Annotated in this window: 12 protein-coding genes; 9 read left to right on the forward strand and 3 right to left on the reverse strand. The window is 42.3% G+C overall.

All coding sequences use genetic code 11. The annotated features are described in order from the left end of the window. Positions 1 to 74: 74 nt before the first annotated feature. The 5 genes from ABG082_RS03750 (at position 75) to ABG082_RS03770 (ending at position 5026) form a co-directional block, all read left to right on the forward strand. Positions 75 to 461 (forward strand): DUF1992 domain-containing protein, encoded by a 387-nt coding sequence (locus ABG082_RS03750; protein ID WP_019743529.1) that lies wholly within the window; start codon positions 75 to 77, stop codon positions 459 to 461. Positions 462 to 623: 162 nt separating this feature from the next. Then, positions 624 to 2057, forward strand: coding sequence for a PTS system trehalose-specific EIIBC component (gene treP, locus ABG082_RS03755; RefSeq protein ID WP_272511871.1), 1434 nt, complete (start codon positions 624 to 626; stop codon positions 2055 to 2057). 15 nt (positions 2058 to 2072) lie between these two features. After that, the gene (gene treC / locus ABG082_RS03760; protein ID WP_282833994.1) at positions 2073 to 3773 is read left to right on the forward strand and encodes an alpha,alpha-phosphotrehalase; all 1701 of its coding nucleotides are present in this window, start codon (positions 2073 to 2075) and stop codon (positions 3771 to 3773) included. A 19-nt stretch (positions 3774 to 3792) separates the two neighbouring features. Beyond that, positions 3793 to 4509, forward strand: coding sequence for a trehalose operon repressor (treR, locus tag ABG082_RS03765; RefSeq protein WP_282833995.1), 717 nt, complete (start codon positions 3793 to 3795; stop codon positions 4507 to 4509). 82 nt (positions 4510 to 4591) lie between these two features. Next, positions 4592 to 5026 carry a terpene synthase gene (locus ABG082_RS03770; RefSeq protein WP_317328873.1) on the forward strand — a complete coding sequence of 145 codons (435 nt, stop codon included), beginning with the start codon at positions 4592 to 4594 and terminating at the stop codon, positions 5024 to 5026. Positions 5027 to 5071: 45 nt separating this feature from the next. On the opposite strand, the gene ABG082_RS03775 is transcribed toward ABG082_RS03770, so the two are convergent. Beyond that, a complete protein-coding gene (locus ABG082_RS03775; RefSeq protein ID WP_348936556.1) occupies positions 5072 to 9352 on the reverse strand; it encodes a multifunctional 2',3'-cyclic-nucleotide 2'-phosphodiesterase/3'-nucleotidase/5'-nucleotidase in 4281 nt (1426 codons plus the stop codon). 254 nt (positions 9353 to 9606) lie between these two features. Here ABG082_RS03775 and ABG082_RS03780 point away from each other — a divergent pair, with 254 nt between their 5' ends. Next, a complete protein-coding gene (locus ABG082_RS03780; RefSeq protein WP_348936557.1) occupies positions 9607 to 10125 on the forward strand; it encodes a type 1 glutamine amidotransferase domain-containing protein in 519 nt (172 codons plus the stop codon). A gap of 106 nt (positions 10126 to 10231) precedes the next feature. Here ABG082_RS03780 and ABG082_RS03785 read toward each other — a convergent pair whose 3' ends face one another. Beyond that, positions 10232 to 10447, reverse strand: a complete 216-nt coding sequence (locus ABG082_RS03785) for a DUF1128 domain-containing protein (RefSeq protein WP_008341757.1) — start codon at positions 10445 to 10447, stop codon at positions 10232 to 10234. 75 nt (positions 10448 to 10522) lie between these two features. Beyond that, positions 10523 to 11878 (reverse strand): sodium:alanine symporter family protein, encoded by a 1356-nt coding sequence (locus ABG082_RS03790; protein WP_272511867.1) that lies wholly within the window; start codon positions 11876 to 11878, stop codon positions 10523 to 10525. Between the two features lie 174 nt (positions 11879 to 12052). Here ABG082_RS03790 and ABG082_RS03795 point away from each other — a divergent pair, with 174 nt between their 5' ends. From ABG082_RS03795 to ABG082_RS03805, 3 genes are read left to right on the forward strand one after another with little or no spacing between them, the layout of a single operon-like run. Next, positions 12053 to 12523 (forward strand): low molecular weight protein-tyrosine-phosphatase, encoded by a 471-nt coding sequence (locus tag ABG082_RS03795; RefSeq protein ID WP_008341755.1) that lies wholly within the window; start codon positions 12053 to 12055, stop codon positions 12521 to 12523. Positions 12524 to 12543: 20 nt separating this feature from the next. After that, positions 12544 to 12876, forward strand: a complete 333-nt coding sequence (locus ABG082_RS03800) for a hypothetical protein (RefSeq protein ID WP_144626182.1) — start codon at positions 12544 to 12546, stop codon at positions 12874 to 12876. An 18-nt stretch (positions 12877 to 12894) separates the two neighbouring features. Next, on the forward strand, positions 12895 to 13713 hold the full coding sequence (locus ABG082_RS03805; RefSeq protein WP_008341753.1) for a YhjD/YihY/BrkB family envelope integrity protein: 819 nt from the start codon (positions 12895 to 12897) through the stop codon (positions 13711 to 13713). Positions 13714 to 13832: the final 119 nt, after the last annotated feature.

Below are 13832 nucleotides of genomic sequence, written 5' to 3' on the forward strand. Positions count from 1 at the left end.
CTGGCTCTTGTGAGAGAGTCAGCTTTTTTGCTATGCTTAACCAAAATATCAGACGATCTGAAAGGAGACGTGTCATGGATTTTGCGCAGAGATTGTCAGAAGAACGGATCAAAAAGGCGATGGACAATGGAGCTTTTGAAGGACTATCAGGCTTTGGGAAACCTCTGCCAAAGGATGATGCTGCTCATGTACCAGAAGAGCTGAGGATGGGCTATCGAATCATGAAAAATGCTGGCTTTGCCGGGGAAGAAACCGCTTTGAAAAAAGAACTAATGACGGTCAAAGAGTTACTGAAAACGAGTATAGATGGAGAAGAAAGAAAAAAACTCTCTCTCGTATGTGAGGAAAAACAAAAACGCCTCGATGAACTCACATCCAAGCGCCAAACGTTTGCTCGACCAGCCTCCTCCTTTTATAAGAATAGGGTCTACGAAAAACTAACGGAGCATAAAAAAAGATGATGACACGCTGCCTCTCTGAGCACATTGAGGGAGCTTTTTTTATGAAAGCGCTACAACTTATTGTTGACTACATGTATATACAAATATAAAATATGAGGTGAACATGTATATACAAGTTTTGATTCTTTTTTCTTATAAAAAAACGGTCTCGGAGGGGATAGCATGGCTGATTATCAGACAGCGGCAGATCAGATTGTAAAAGCCATTGGCGGCAAAGAAAACATTGATCAAGCCACACATTGTGTGACAAGACTTCGTTTTGTGCTAAAAGATGAAGGTAAGGTGGATGAGAAAGCACTAGAACAAATTGATGAAGTGAAAGGATCTTTCTCAGCGAATGGCCAATATCAAGTGGTCATTGGTCAAGGAGTGGTGAATCGAGTTTATGCTGAAATGGTCAAACAGACGGGAATCGGCGAAGCGACAAAAGAGGACGTCAAGCGTGCCTCTGATCAGAAATTAAATCCACTGCAGCGTGCAGTGAAAACGCTTGCAGATATCTTCATTCCAATCCTTCCAGCTATCGTGACAGCCGGTTTATTAATGGGGATTAATAATATTTTAACAGCTCCTGATATTTTCTTTGATCAAAAATCCATTGTGGATGTGTATCCGGTATGGGCGGATTTAGCGAATATGATCAACTTGATTGCAGGTACTGCCTTTACCTTCTTGCCTGCATTAATCGGCTGGTCGGCTGTCAAGCGGTTTGGAGGTAATCCGCTTTTAGGGATGGTCCTTGGACTGATGCTTGTACATCCAGATCTGTTGAATGCGTGGGGGTATGGAGCGGCAGAAAAGACAGGTGACATTCCTGTTTGGAATTTGTTTGGACTTGAAGTACAAAAGGTAGGTTACCAAGGGCAAGTTCTGCCGATACTCGTTGCCTCCTATTTACTCGCAAAGCTCGAATTATTTATTACAAAGCGGACACCTGAAAGTATTCAGCTGTTAGTTGTTGCACCAATTACATTACTACTCATTGGATTTTTATCATTTATCGTCATTGGTCCCGTTACATTTGCGATCGGAAACGTTTTAACATCTGGACTCGTCACCGTATTTCAGCAATTCGCAGCACTTGGCGGTCTTTTATATGGCGGATTGTATGCAGCATTAGTCATTACAGGCATGCATCATACGTTCCTAGCGGTTGATATTCAGCTGATTAACTCAAAACTGCACGGCACGTTCCTGTGGCCAATGCTCGCACTGTCTAATATTGCTCAAGGATCCGCGGCACTTGCGATGATGTTTGTCTTAAAAGATGAAAAGCAAAAAGGGCTCTCGCTGACATCAAGTATTTCTGCTTACTTGGGCATTACTGAACCGGCGATGTTTGGGGTGAACTTGCGCTATAGATTCCCGTTTATTTTTGCCCTGATCAGTTCAGGGATAGCTGGTATGTTTATTGCCTCACAAGGGGTACTGGCAAGTTCAGTCGGCGTTGGAGGCATTCCAGGAATCTTCTCGATCATTCCGAAATATTGGGGGGCATTTGCCATCGGAATGGTGATTGTGCTGATCGTCCCATTCATTGGTACCCTTTTATATGCAAAACTTAAGAAGAAGGATGTATCACAAGAACTTAACTAGTGGTGGTGAAGGAAATTGAATCAACAAACAAACGAACCGTGGTGGAAAAAAGCCGTGGTCTATCAAATCTATCCGAAGAGCTTTTTAGACACAACAGGCTCTGGTACAGGTGATATCAATGGCGTGACGAAAAAGCTCGACTATATCAAAGAGCTAGGGGCGGATTGTATTTGGCTGACCCCTATGTATGAGTCACCACAGTATGACAATGGCTATGATATTAGTGATTATCAAAAAATACATGACATGTACGGCACAATGGCTGATTTTGAACACATGCTGAAGGAAGCTCATGAACGAGGAATTCGTGTCATCATGGATCTCGCCGTGAACCATACGTCGATTTTCCATGAGTGGTTTCAAGCCTCCCGAGAGTCGAAGGAAAACCCGTATCGAGACTATTATATTTGGAAGGAGCCGAAAGCGGACGGCTCTCCTCCGAATGATTGGCAGTCAAAGTTTGGCGGGCCAGCGTGGGAATTAGATGAAGCGACAGGTGACTATTATCTTCATTTATATGATGTTACCCAGGCAGACCTCAATTGGGAACATGATGAAGTGCGCAGGAAAGTATATGACATCATGCACTTTTGGTTTGAAAAAGGGATCGATGGATTCAGACTGGATGTCATCAATAACATTTCAAAGGATCAACGTTTTTTAGATGATGCCGGGCAATCAGTGCAAGGTGATGGACGTATGTACTATACAGATGGGCCGAGAATTCATGAATTCTTGCATGAAATGAACCAGGAAGTGTTTTCGAAATACGATAGCATGACCGTGGGGGAAATGTCTTCAACGAATATTGCAGACTGCATTCGGTATACAAGACCTGATCGGCAGGAGCTGGATATGACGTTTAATTTTCATCATTTAAAAGTTGACTATCCTAACGGTGAAAAGTGGGCCATTGCGCCATTTGATTTTCTAAAGTTGAAATCAATTCTGTCAGAATGGCAGACGAAAATGCATGAGGGCGGCGGCTGGAACGCACTCTTTTGGTGCAACCATGATCAGCCACGCATCGTGTCTAGATACGGTGATGATGGTACGTACCATCATCAATCAGCGAAGATGCTGGCGACCACCATTCATTTGATGCAAGGCACTCCTTATATTTATCAAGGTGAAGAAATTGGGATGAAGAATCCTCGCTTTGAGGACATTTCGTCATACCGCGATATCGAATCACTCAATATGTACGAAGTCATGCTTGAAAAAGGGAAAACAAAGGAAGAAGCTTTGGCAATTTTACAGGTCAAATCAAGAGATAACGCAAGGACACCTATGCAATGGACGTCGGAAAAAAATGTGGGGTTCTCAAAAGGTACACCTTGGATTGAACCAGCTCAAAACGATATTTCAGTAGAAGCTGCCTTAAAAGATGAGACGTCGATTTTTTATCATTATCAAGCCCTTTGCAGGCTTCGAAAAGAACTTGATGTGATCACCTATGGGAGCTTTACTTTACTGCTTTCAGATGATCCAAAGGTGTTTGCGTATGTGCGAGAAGGCAAAGATGAGAAGATTCTCGTGATCAACCATTTTTATGCAGGCGAGACGGACTTTACACTTCCAGATGAGCTTGCAAAGGATGTCAATGAAATGGAAGGGCAAGTCCTGCTGTCCAATTATGAGGATGTGCCGACAGATATCAAGGGATTTACGTTGCGCCCATATGAGTCAATCGTTTATCATTTAACCAAACGCTAGTAAATGGGGCGGAAGGAAAATGAAAGAGAATAAGTTTCGAGTGATCTATGATCAGCTCGCAAGACGAATTGAACAAGGTGAATGGCAGGATAAAGGCATCCTCCCATCAGAACATGAGCTGTCTGTCATGTATGACACATCCCGTGAGACGGTGAGAAAGGCATTAAACATCCTTGTGCAAAATGGCTATATCCAAAAAATTCGTGGGAAAGGCTCAGTATTGCTGAATCGAGAGAAAATGCAGTTCCCAGTTTCGGGTCTTGTCAGCTTTAAAGAGCTTTCCCAAACGCTTGGGCGAAAGACGGTAACAACGGTTCATGAGTTCGGTTTAATCAAGCCAGATCAGTATATTCAGTCTCAGCTGAAAATCAGTGGACAGGAGGACGTTTGGGAAGTCATTCGCTCTCGCAATATTAGCGGAGAAGAAGTCATTTTAGACAAAGATTACTTTTTGCAAAAACATGTGCAGGTCTTAACTAAGGACATTTGTGAAGGATCGATCTACGAGTATATTGAAGGAGAACTTGGGGTCTCGATTAGTTACGCTCAAAAGGAATTTGTGGTCGAGCCATGTACTGAAGAAGATGAGAGGTATCTCGATTTGAACGGGTTTGATCATGTGGTGGTGGTGAAGAATTATGTGTTCTTGGAGGATACGAGTCTATTCCAATACACAGAAAGCCGCCACCGCCTAGATCGTTTCAGGTTCGTGGATTTTGCTAGAAGAGAGAAGTAGACAGGGCCGAGGCTCTGTCTATTTCAGGTTGTAGAGAAACAAGGGATTAAACAATAGCGAGAGCAACATCTCAGGAGGAAAAATGATCAGACTGAATAGACCACTCAAATTACGAGATTTAGAAATTTTTAGCGTAATGAAAGATCACAGGATTTTATGTTATGTCATCATTGAAGACACACGAAAACCGTTTACAGAAGAAGATAGAAAATTAGAGCCTTTATGTTATATGGATAAAGAGGATATTCAAGCGATTTTGAATGTGTTTCATATTTCAATTATCAGTGATGAAACATTAAATGAAGAAGATTTAACCCTTGTGAAATCGTACTTTGCTGAATTTGTGAATAACACGAACTTAACGAATTTCATTACGAGAGAATATGTTCAAGAGGATTTATATGCCGTTGATGATGAAGATGATATCACGTTCTTTAATAGAATGCTGCGTCATATAGGGTCAGATGATGTGAAAGAATTTGATAACCGTCATTGGATTTATTTATCCCAAGATTGATAGTGAGATGGAAAAAGGACAGAGCCAATGCTCTGTCCTTTTCTATTAAGATGATACTTTGTCTCGTGTGCGCTTGCGCTGGTAGTAATAAAGGATACCGCCTGAGGCGAGCATGAGCAAGCCAATTAATACCGCTGTATACATCATTGTTGCAGTATTCGGCAGTGTGCCGCCTGGTAAGCCGTTTCCATCCTGATTTGGATCCGAACCGCCTGGAGCAGAAGTTCCACCGTCTCCGCCAGTTTGGTCTGGAGCTGTTCCAGCAGCTTCACTTTGATTGAGTACGGTGTATTCACTAAAGTGCTCCGTTTTACCTGAGACAATCCCGTTTTCGAATGAACCGTTACTTGTTTTGGCATAGCGGTTTTTCTCACGATCGACATAATAGACACCTGGTTTTTTCGCTTTTTCAGGCGCATCTAATGTAAAGAACAGTGTGACGGGATCTTTAAAGGTAGACACATTTTTCTGATCTTGTTTGATTTGGAAATCGTATGTGTCGGTTAATGCGTTTTTCACCTTATTTGTTTTTGCCATCGATATATCTGCATGTTGCTCTGACAAATTGGAGAGCGGTAATGCTAGACCGACTTTGTCATGATAGATGGTGACGTTTGGATCTTGCTCTCGTTTCTTCAGTTCAGCTACTTGCCCTTTTGATAGAGACAATTGAACCTTTTTCGCTTCGGTTGCTTTGTCTAAATAGAGCAATGCTTTGTTCGTATGCTGCACATACGTTTGGAATTTCTCATCATCTTGAATGTCATAGGCGCCTTTTCCTTTCAAGCGAGGAAGGAATACTTCTTTCACTCGATGGTCGATAACTGGAGAAATATGACCGTCTGCCTGTTCAATTTGCTCTTTGAAAATTTCATAGTCAACATAGCCTAAGTCTTCACCATGAGACGCTTCTGTAAAGACGCTGTAGCCATCACCGCCTGTGCCGACAAATGCGTTAGTCGCCACGCGGTATGTTTTCTGATCATCAATGTCAGTCAGATTGCCATTTTGATCTTTCAATTTGACATCAATCAGTCTACTGCCAGCCGGTTTACTCAGTGTAAACGTATATTCAATACCGGCTACATGAGGGAATGCGCCTCCGCCTTCTTCAATGCCTGAAAGACCTTGTTCAAGCGCTTTTTTAATTTGACTGCCTTTTAAATCTGCGACATATAGTGTGTTTCCAAAAGGCATCACCGTTAAAATATCCCCTAATGTGATATCTCCTTTTTCAATGCTGCCTCGAATACCACCGCCGTTTGTAATGGCAAGGTCAGCCCCAGCAGATTCTTGTGCTTTCTTTAACATGCCATCTGCAATAAAGTTTCCAAGGTTCGTTTCCTTTGCACGGACGTGTTCACGCTGTCCATCTAAGAAGACATCTGACGTCCCGACTTTTTCGGTTTTTAAATCTTGGATATCTGCTTTGTACTGATCAAGAATCGCTTTTGCGTCCGCATCTTCTTTCACAGAGTCGTCGATCGTGATGAGGTCAAAAGTAGATTCTTTTGGCTGTACGACGCCTTTTTTGTCAAAGGCCACGTCTACTTTTCCTAAAAATTGTCCGTAGTCTTTTACTTGCGCAACAATCGTTGGTTCTTTTTTATTGATGACCTTTAATTTTTCAACAAGGGTGTGGGTATGACCACCAATGATGAGATCAATGCCATCTACTTTTTGAGCCAGTTCTAGATCACGGTTATAGCCGATATGTGTGAGCGCAATAATTTTATTGATTTTTTCTTCAGTTTGAATGGTATTGACTGTTTCTTTTGCTTTTTTGTATGCATCTTGAAATTGAATGTTTGGACCACTGCTGGATGTAATGGCTGTGTCTTCAGTGGTTAAACCGAATACAGCGACCTTTTCACCATTTACATCAAGCAGAATGTAAGGGTAAATGCCAGCTTCTTTTTTCTCACCAGCTTTAAATGTTGCTGGTTTTTTCACTAAGTCGCTTAACTGTTTTTCCTTAGAGACATTCACGTTTGATGACACGATCGGGAAGTTCGGTTTTTCAAACTGATGACGGTTTTTAGCATCAACACTGGATGCGTCACCTGTCAGGAATTGACGAAGGACAGATGGACCTTTGTCAAATTCATGATTCCCAAACGTCATGGCATCGTATTTCATTAGGTTCATCAGTTTCAGATCGGCAAGTCCTTGCCATTTTGTGAAATAGAGATCACCAGAGAAGACATCTCCAGCGTCTAATAAAATATTGTTTTCGCTTTGGGCGCGAACTTCTTTGATCTTGGTTGCGCGTCTTGCTGCATCATCCAGATGGGCATGTGTATCGTTTGTATGCATCACCGTTAAATGCCAATTGTCTGTTGCAGGTGGTTCTGTTGTACCATCATCTTTAAACGCTAGCTTGTACACGCCAAGTCCGTCTGTGCTGGCATTCCGAATAAAGTCGACGCTGCTTGATTTCTCTGCGAACGGTTTTGCAAGTAGAGAAGATTCAAAGGTGACTGTTGCGCCTTTTACTGGTGCAATGGACCAATTTTGATCTGCGCTTGGGTTAATGGTTTTTTGTTCAATAATATAATCCATCAGCACTTGGCGGTTCTCATCTGCTGAGGCGAGCACGACTTTATCTTGTGTGAGGTGCGGGAACCCTCCACCGCCAGATGCACGGTAGTTGTTTGTCACGACTAAAAATTCTTGATTGTCAGAAACGGGTTTTCCGTTGTAAGACAAGTTTTTGATGCGGTTCGCACTAGCGTTAACAAGTGTGCCTGTTGTGCTGTATTTAGCAGGCTGTGTGACATCTACTTGGTACGTCACACCATCGATCACATCAAAATTATATGAGCGGTATTCTTCGTTTAAAATAGGCTGTTCATTTGAAGTATTTGGTTTGATTTGGTTAAACTGACCAGCAGACATTTCAAGCCAGTCTTTTACTTCACTACCTTTTAGTTTTACAATCTGTACGGTGTTATCGTAAAGATAGAGATCGCCGATGTTTTTAATCGCTAAATCACCTTTTGCGATATTTGTATAATAGTTCACACCATTGCGTCCGCCGGCTTTAAATGGTGCACCTGCAGAGAGAATCGGCAAGTTTTTGTACGAAGTATCTTTCATTTTTTCTTGTGCATACCATTTCTGGGCATCTGTCACGATTTGAATAGAAGGGTCATCCATCACTTGAGCGAAAAAGCTGTTAATGTCTGCTTCTGTTTTTCCAACTGGCTTTCTGACGTAATCTAGGGTGTTTTGGTGAGTTGTTTGAATGGCATTTTTCACTGTACTGTTTTGAGATGTCACCCCGGCAACGGATTCAATTTTGCCTGTTCCGTCTGTGACTTTCCAGTTGCTGCCGTCTGGCTCTAGTGTTAAATCAATGACTCCGAGGTAGCTTCCCCAGTTTTTTGACATGACGACAGGAATGCCATTAATGGTTCCCTTTGCGACATCAAATTTGTCTACGCCGCTATATTCAGCGCTTGGGAATGTGCCATGCTGGTGGCCAGACACAATCGCATCAATGCCTTTTGTTTTCGTGGCAAGGTCAAAGATCATATTTTCTGATCCTTTAGGTGAAGCTGTTTTTTCAATTCCTGTATGAGCAAGAGCGACGATGACATCTGCGCCTTTTGCTTTCATTTCTGGAATGGTTTCATTGGCAGACTCCACAATATCCTGCACTTGAACTTGTCCATCTAAATGCTTCTTATCCCACGTCATAATTTGTGGTGGTACGAATCCTATGTAACCGACTTTCACAGTTTGGGAGGCTCCGTTTGCATCTTTAAAGGTTTTATCCTGAATGACATAAGGAGTAAATCGGTGTTCTCCGTTTAACTTTTTGACGTTCGCATTGACAATCGGGAAGTTGGCGCCCGCAATGGTACCGTCAAGAAAAGATAAACCGTAGTTAAATTCATGATTGCCGAGTGTACCTGCATCATATTTTAATTTGTTGAGTGTATGAATAATGGGGTGAACCTTTGTTTGATTGATGATGCTGTCTTTTTCATTTTTATAAACGTATTCTCCAAGAGGGGTTCCTTGAATCAGGTCTCCGTTATCAACAAGGAGTGTATTGGGATTTTGTGAACGGTGCTTGTCAATCAGCTCGGCTGTTTTTGCCAAACCGAATTCATTTGTGTCTTTGTCGCTGTAGTAATCATAATTCATCATGTTCGCATGAACATCCGTTGTGGCTAAGATACTGACCTTTACGGCGCTGCCGCTTTCTGTTTCTGCATGAGTAGGTACTGCTGGGAGAATGAGACTAATCAACATCATGGAAGTGAGCAGAATAGACAGGTTTTTCCTTCGTTTAGACCTATGTGCTTGCTTCTTCACCTGATCTCCGCCTTTCTAATTTTTTTGACCACAATACCTATTGTAGAAATGTTTCGTTAACTTTTGTAGTTATTTTTTGCAGATTATTGTAAAGATAACATAAATCATACGAATTACCTTGTTAAGGGAATGTGAATGAGTCTAAATGCTTATTTTTCTGAAAGGGGGTTTTCTCATAGGGATAGGATGTTTGATTTCAATTGGCGGGGGTATAGTGTGTAGTGTAAACGATAATCAAGCAGGAGGGTTTCTACATGGGTAAGAAAATTGCAGTTGTCTTAACAGATTACTTTGAGGATGTTGAATTCACCGAGCCTGCAAAAGCCTTTAAAGACGCAGGCCATGAGATCACAGTGATTGAAAACGAAAAAGGAAAAACAGTGAAAGGAAAGCAAGGAGAGGCAGAAGTAAGAGTCGATGCGTCTATCGATAACGTGAAACCAGAAGACTTCGATGCACTTCTGATTCCTGGCGGCTTCTCACCAGACATTCTGCGTGCGGATGATCGCTACGTGCAATTCACTAAAGCCTTTATGGACGAGAAAAAACCAGTATTTGCGATCTGTCATGGGCCGCAATTGCTTATTACAGCGAAGACGCTGGAAGGAAGAGGCGCGACCGGCTATACATCCATTCAAGTAGATATGGAAAACGCAGGCGCCAAATTCAAAAATGAAGAAGTCGTCGTTTGTCAGGATCAGCTTGTCACAAGCCGTACACCTGATGACATTCCAGCATTTAACCGTGAATCATTAAAACTGCTCGCAAAATAAGTAGTTTGACAGGATAAACAAAGCCAGCACCTTGCGAGGTGCTGGCTTTTTCTGTGCATGGATGTAAGAAAGCGGCGTAAACCGCAATTCAGTATCAGGTGCACGATTATTTTCTTAAGCTTTTCAGCTCGCTTGCAATGGCTTGCATTTCACTTGGGCTGAATGAAGATTTTTTCATCACCATTTGGTGAAGAAATTCAATATCTTCATACTTATCTGGACTGAAGTCTTCGGCTTTGATGACTCCAATATTCAGCATATTGAGCTTTTGTGAAATGTCTTCAATCAGCTGATTGACTTCAGCCGCTTTTTGCTGTGACAAGGGCGGCACGTCCTTTCCTGCATGTGTCGAATAATATGTCTATTTTAACAGAAAAGCAAAAGAATAAAAGGGCTATTATGACGACACTGAAATGTTTTTTTCCTTTTTCTCCTCTTTGATCTTATCAATGATTCGTTTGGATTCAAACACCACAACACCTGATAAACCGATGAGTCCAATTAAGTTTGGAATGGCCATCAGCCCATTGAGCATATCTGCCAAGCCCCAGACAAAGTCATTTTTAAACACGGCACCGAAAAAGACAGCTATCACAAACACGATGCGGTAATACATGACGTACGAATCCTTCGCCAAATATGTAAAGCATTTTTCCCCGTAATAGGACCACCCAATGATGGTGGAATAAGCAAACAAAAGCAGCCCGATGGCGACAATGGTTGAGCCGATTGGTCCAAGGAAATACGCAAAAGATAAAGAGGTGAGCGCATCACTTTTTTCTGTTAAATACATATCTGCCATGACAATGGTAATGCCAGTAATGGAACAAACAATGATTGTATCAATAAATACTTGTGTCATAGACACAAGAGCTTGCCGGGCAGGCAAATCCGTTTTGGCAGCAGCTGCGGCGATTGGTGCGGAACCAAGACCTGCTTCGTTCGAGAAGACGCCTCGTGCCACACCCCAGCGAATGACGGTTCCAATCGCACCACCTGCTACGGCTTGACCTGTAAAGGCATCTGAAAAAATCAGCCCAACTGCGCCTGGAACAAGATCAGCATTCATGACAAGAATGATCAGACCACAAATGACGTAAAATAAAGCCATGACTGGTACAAAAATAGATGTCACTCGGCCGATACTTTTAATTCCTCCTAAAATCACGAGCGCCGTAAAGGCGGTAATGATGATACCTGTTACCCATGTTGGAATTTGAAAAGTAGAATTCATGACGCCTGAGATGGAATTAGACTGTACCAGGTTGCCGATCCCAAAGGCAGCACTGGCACCGAAAACAGCAAATAGCACCCCTAGCCATTTCTGTTTTAAGCCATGCTCTAAATAATACATAGGTCCACCAGACATTTCGCCTTTTTCGTTTTTGACCCTGTATTTCACAGCAAGAACTGCTTCTGCAAACTTGGTGGCCATCCCGAAAAATGCAGCAAACCACATCCAAAATACTGCACCAGGACCACCTGCAATGACAGCTGAGGCAACACCGACGATATTCCCTGTACCGACAGTTGCAGCAAGAGCCGTCATTAATGCTTGGAAATGGGAGATATCTCCCTCTGATGTTTTGTCTTGTTTTGAAAAAGCGAGCTTTAAAGAATAAGGAAGTAATCTAATTTGAATGAAGAGGATGCGAAAGGTGAGGTAGATTCCAGTACCAACAATTAAAATCAACAGGGGAGGCCCCCACAAAAAATTGTTCATCGTCGTGACAAACTGCTCAATGATTCCCATCTAATGTCCCCCTTTGTTTGTGTAATTCTCCTAAAGTTTCTCCTTTTTTTGTGTATTTTGTCAATGCCGATGGGAGTTTTTCTTGCAAAGTTTCCAAAAGAAAAAGGGCTTGATATGATAGAGAAAAGGTTTTCCAAAGGGATTCTTAGGGAAAAGATAGGAGGAGAATGAAGGATGATTCATGTATTATTTGTGTGCCTCGGCAATATTTGCAGGTCACCGATGGCAGAGGCGATGTTTAGAAAACGAGTCGAAGACGAAGGGCTGAGTGAACACTTTGTGATTGATTCAGCAGGCATTGGCGGCTGGCATCAAGGCAGTCCTCCGCATGAAGGAACACGAAAGCTGCTTGATGAAAAGGGTATCAGCTATGAAGGAATGACTGCAAGACAAATCATGGATAAGGATATCACCACATACGACTATATCATTGCGATGGATGCTGAAAATGTAGGCGCCCTCCGCAGTTTAGCTGGCTATGGAAAACATCACTTTATTGGCCGTCTTCTTGACTTTGTAGAAGACGACGATCGAGACGATGTGCCAGATCCTTATTACACTGGGAACTTTGAGGAAGTACATGATTTAATTGAAACAGGAATTGATCGTTTTTTGACGTATGTAAAAAAAGAGAAACACCTTTAACTGAAAGGAGATCAGATGAGATGGAAGAGAACAATCAAATCGTGCTTCGGGGAGCTGTTATAGGCGCAGCCTGCGGCATATTGCTGACATTATTTCATCGCCCAACAAGGATTGCATTAAAAGAAAAATGGAATCACTGCCAGCAAAAGCTGGATGAATACCGCCTCGAGCCTGGCAGGATGTCTGCTTGCGTGAAGGAAAAAATGGAAGAAACGAAGCAATTGATGAGAACGGTCTCAGATGATTTGTCTTTTCTGAATGAACAGGTGAATCAGTTAAAGGAAACAACACCAAAGGTATTAGAGATTATTGAAGAAACAAAGGATCACTTTCAAAAGAAACAGAAAGATTGATCATTGGAGATGAGGCGTATGGGTTTTGTTAAAGCGTTAATTGGACGCTTTTTGCTGCATGAAGGACCGGCAAAATCAGCTGAACTTGCGTATTTCTTTTTGCTTTCATTATTTCCGTTTCTCATCTTCGTGCTGACACTTGTTGGTTATTTGCCGCTGACATCAAAGGATGTTCTAAGCGTCATTTCTGGTTATGCGCCAGAGGGAGCGCTTTCGATGATTGAATCCATTGCCGAAGAGACGCTGAATAACCGTAACGGCGGATTGTTGTCATTCGGGATTATTGCGGCCCTCTGGTCTGCATCCAACGGCATTAATGCGGTTGTCAGAGCATTTAACCACGCTTACGAAGTTGAGGAAAATCGTTCCTTCATTCTCGTACGTTTAACATCGATCATCTTAACCATTGCGATGGTGCTTACGATTATTTTTGCCTTGATGCTGCCTGTCTTTGGAAAAGAGCTTGGCTTATTCGTTGCCAAATTGGTAGGGCAGTCAGATGCGTTTCTCACCATCTGGACAGCCATGAGATGGATTATTAGTCCACTGATTTTACTGATTGTTTTTACATCCCTATATTATTTTGCCCCTAATATCAGGCTGAAATTGAAATTTGTGCTGCCTGGCGCCATATTTGCCTCTGTTGGCTGGATTCTCGTCAGCATGCTGTTCTCATTTTATGTAGGCGAATTTGCCAACTATAGTGCGATGTACGGAAGCATTGGGGGAATCATTATATTAATGATCTGGTTTTATTTAACCGGCATTATGATCATCCTCGGTGGCGAGCTCAATGCGCTTTTACATAAGCGTAAAATCGTACCAGGCAAGGTGTGAAGAAAACCGGGCATCCTAAAGAAGAACGAACTTGTTCAATCTTATGGATGGGGGAATACCGAATGTCTAAACAATCGAAAAAAGGCGGAAGCAACACAAAACAAAACAAAGGCCATCAG

This window comes from Bacillus sp. BS1807G30 (assembly GCF_040047675.1).
In the GTDB taxonomy this organism is placed as follows: domain Bacteria; phylum Bacillota; class Bacilli; order Bacillales; family Bacillaceae; genus Bacillus; species Bacillus altitudinis.